General features: G+C 36.6%; 4 protein-coding genes. 1 reads left to right on the forward strand and 3 read right to left on the reverse strand.

The window, feature by feature from the left end; translation table 11 throughout:
* On the forward strand, window positions 1–568 hold a 568-nt coding region (gene lptB, locus VLZ86_RS00410), incomplete at its 5' end, for an LPS export ABC transporter ATP-binding protein (RefSeq protein ID WP_325447581.1).
* Window positions 569–581: 13 nt separating this feature from the next.
* On the opposite strand, the gene VLZ86_RS00415 is transcribed toward lptB, so the two are convergent.
* The 3 genes from VLZ86_RS00415 to VLZ86_RS00425 form a co-directional block, all read right to left on the reverse strand.
* Window positions 582–878 carry a type II toxin-antitoxin system RelE/ParE family toxin gene (locus VLZ86_RS00415; RefSeq protein ID WP_325447584.1) on the reverse strand — a complete coding sequence of 99 codons (297 nt, stop codon included), beginning with the start codon at window positions 876–878 and terminating at the stop codon, window positions 582–584.
* Window positions 868–1113: an addiction module protein gene (locus VLZ86_RS00420; RefSeq protein ID WP_325447586.1), complete on the reverse strand. Its 246-nt coding sequence runs from the start codon at window positions 1111–1113 to the stop codon at window positions 868–870. The genes VLZ86_RS00415 and VLZ86_RS00420 overlap by 11 nt, the downstream gene beginning before the upstream one ends.
* A 79-nt stretch (window positions 1114–1192) precedes the next feature.
* Window positions 1193–1715: DUF808 family protein (locus VLZ86_RS00425; RefSeq protein ID WP_325447590.1), on the reverse strand; the 523-nt coding region annotated here is incomplete at its 5' end.

The raw sequence follows: 1715 nt of genomic DNA on the forward strand, positions 1-1715 counted from the left end.
AATTTTTCTGGATCAGCAAGAAATCACCAAGTTTCCGATGTACAAACGCGCGCAGCACGGTATTGGCTATTTGGCACAAGAAGCTTCGGTGTTTCGTAAATTGAGTATCGAAGATAATATTTTGAGCGTGTTGCAAATGACTAAACTCTCCAAAAAGGAACAGCACGACAAAATGGAATCACTGATTGATGAATTTGGACTGGAACATATCCGAAAAAGTAGAGGTGATTTATTATCAGGTGGTGAGCGCCGACGTACCGAAATTGCACGTGCCCTGGCTACAAATCCGAACTTTATTTTATTAGACGAGCCCTTTGCAGGCGTCGACCCTGTTGCAGTTGAGGACATTCAGCGCATTGTGGCACAATTGACCAAAAAGAATATTGGTATTTTGATCACCGATCATAACGTACAAGAAACACTTGCCATTACCGACCGAACGTATTTAATGTTTGAAGGCAATATTTTAAAAGCAGGAATTCCTGAGGAATTGGCTGAAGACGAAATGGTACGTAAAGTGTATTTAGGTCAGAATTTTGAATTGCGTAAAAAGAAACTCTTTTTTTAGAGGCTAAGTTACTTTATGATTTAAGTTTTTTATTTGGATCCTGATGCACATTGAATACTGAAAAAATGATGATCTCGTCACCATTAATTTCATAAATAATCACAAAGGGAAATCTTTTCAATGGCAACTCTCTAAAATACGGCTTCCTTTTTACTTGATAAATGGCAAAGCCTTGTCTAATTGCCAGAAAATAACCTCCTAAATAAGTCAAAAAATCAGCGCCTAATCCTTTTTGCTTGGATTCATACCAGACTAATGCATTGTCAATTTCTTTTTGCGCTAATGGAAGAATTATAATTTTATATTCCATATTTGGAATTCAAATTTCGCTTTAGTTCCTCCCAACTCACACCTTCAATCCTGCCGTTTAAATATTGCTCCCTACTTTCACTTATTATATCATAATGCTCATCTGGAATTTTTGAAATAGGATCGGAAGAATTTAAAACATCAAAAACCCCTTCCAAAGCAATAAGTTTATCATCATTATTGATCATGGCATCAAATTGCTTTATAAGTTTTCTTCTTAGACTAAGTGTATCCATAAACTTATAGTTTTTACTAAAATACAAAATCTTTGCTGTTATTGGTGTCTTTCCACCAACAACTCTACTAAACATCAACTCACTTCTTTAGCAATGCCACAATCTTTTTAATGCCTTCAAAAACCAACAAGGCTACAACTCCGAAAGCTATGCCAATAACAAATTCTCTTATAATAGAAGGCCAAGATTCTAGGAATTTATGTAGAAAATCGAGGTTATGAGCAAATATCCCGCCAGCCACGAGCAGTAAGGCAATTGTCCCGATAACACCCAAACTTTTAATAACCCAAGGCAAAGCATTGACCAACAGATGTCCAAAAAAGTCGGAAATACTTCGGTCTTTTCCATTAAAATTGATAAGACTGTACCCAAAATCATCCATCCTAACAATAAGCGCCACAATACCATACACACCAACGGTTGCGATGAGGGCCACAATAGAAACCACTAATATTTGATTGAGCAAAGGAATGCCCATAACGCTTCCCAGTGCAATAATGACAATTTCGACCGATAATATAAAATCTGTTATGATTGCCGATTTTATTTTTGATTTCTCAAGTGCTGCCATCTCAGCTTCACTGAGTTCTTCTTTGGCTATC

This window comes from Gelidibacter sp. (genome assembly GCF_035515035.1).
Lineage (GTDB): Bacteria > Bacteroidota > Bacteroidia > Flavobacteriales > Flavobacteriaceae > Gelidibacter.